We start from the raw sequence: 1,175 nt of genomic DNA on the forward strand, positions 1-1,175 counted from the left end.
GTTTTCTGTTTTTTCGCCGCTGCTTCGAGGTATTTGCGACAGATCTCATCGTAGGGATCGCTGTGGCGCACCTTGATGCGCTTTAGGGTCAGGATGCATTGATTTTCGACGCGCTGCGTGATTCACGGCTCGGAAAACGGAGCGGTGACATGAGCGACCTGTACTGGCTGACCAACGAGCAGATGGCCAAGCTTGCCCCTTTTTTCCCCAGGTCCCACGGCAAGCCTCGGGTCGATGACAGACGGGTCTTGAGCGGAATTATTTTCATCAATCGCAATGGCTTGCGCTGGCGCGACGCCCCTGAAGCCTACGGACCGCACAAGACGCTGTACAGCCGGTGGAAGCGTTGGAGCGAGAAAGGCATCTTCGCCCGGATGATGGTCGGTCTGGCTGCGGAACACGGCGAGGAAAAGACCGTGATGATCGACGCGACGTATCTGAAAGCCCACCGCACTGCGACCAGCCTGGCCGCGAAAAAAGGGGGCGTGGTCGCCTGATCGGTCGAACCAAGGGCGGCATGAACACCAAGCTGCACGCCATCTGCGACAGCCAAGGGCGACCGCTCAGCCTGTTCGTCACCGCTGGACAGGTCAGCGACTACATCGGTGCGCGGGCGTTACTGAGCAGTCTGCCCAAGGTCGACTGGCTTCTCGGAGATCGCGGCTATGACGCCGACTGGTTCCGAGAGGCGTTGAAAGACAAGGGGATAAAGGTCCGCATCCCGGGCCGGAAGTCTCGCAAGAAGGCGGTGAAATACGACAAGAGGCGCTACAAACGGCGCAACCGCATCGAGATCATGTTCGGCAGGCTCAAGGACTGGCGGCGTGTCGCGACACGCTATGATCGCTGTCCCAAGGTGTTCCTCTCAGCCATCGCCCTCGCCGCGGTCGTCATCTAATGGTTATGAATCCTGACCCTAGAGATCAAACTTCCCTCATGGCGAATAGCTCGTGATGGAACCGCTTCGCGACTGGCAGTCCCTGCGCGGCAAAATCCCGCCGCAGCGCCTCACCGAACCCCGTCGGACCGCAGAACCAAATGCTGGCGTCGCGCCAATCCGGCACAGCCGCACGAATACGCTCGCCGGTCAGTAGGCCGTCGCGGGAATCAACCAGGACATGCAGACGGACGCCCGCCGATTTCGCATCCGCCGTCAGCTTGGCGATGGCCTTCTC

Annotated in this window: 1 protein-coding gene and 1 pseudogene; one reads left to right on the top strand and one right to left on the bottom strand. The window is 60.3% G+C overall.

Going from position 1 to position 1,175, the window contains the following annotated elements; all coding sequences use genetic code 11:
• Positions 1 to 149: 149 nt before the first annotated feature.
• Positions 150 to 898, top strand: a protein-coding gene (locus ACQP6D_RS11215) for an IS5 family transposase (RefSeq protein WP_427858270.1) whose coding sequence is annotated in 2 segments (ribosomal slippage) — positions 150 to 486 and positions 486 to 898 — 750 coding nt in all. Because the reading frame shifts where the segments join, the coding sequence is not laid out codon by codon here.
• 25 nt (positions 899 to 923) lie between these two features.
• On the opposite strand, the pseudogene ACQP6D_RS11220 reads toward ACQP6D_RS11215, so the two are convergent.
• Positions 924 to 1,175: pseudogene (locus ACQP6D_RS11220) on the bottom strand (hypothetical protein); the annotation flags it as partial.

Source organism: Snodgrassella sp. CS2 (assembly GCF_050310315.1).
GTDB classification, from domain to species: Bacteria; Pseudomonadota; Gammaproteobacteria; order Burkholderiales; family Neisseriaceae; genus Snodgrassella; species Snodgrassella alvi_E.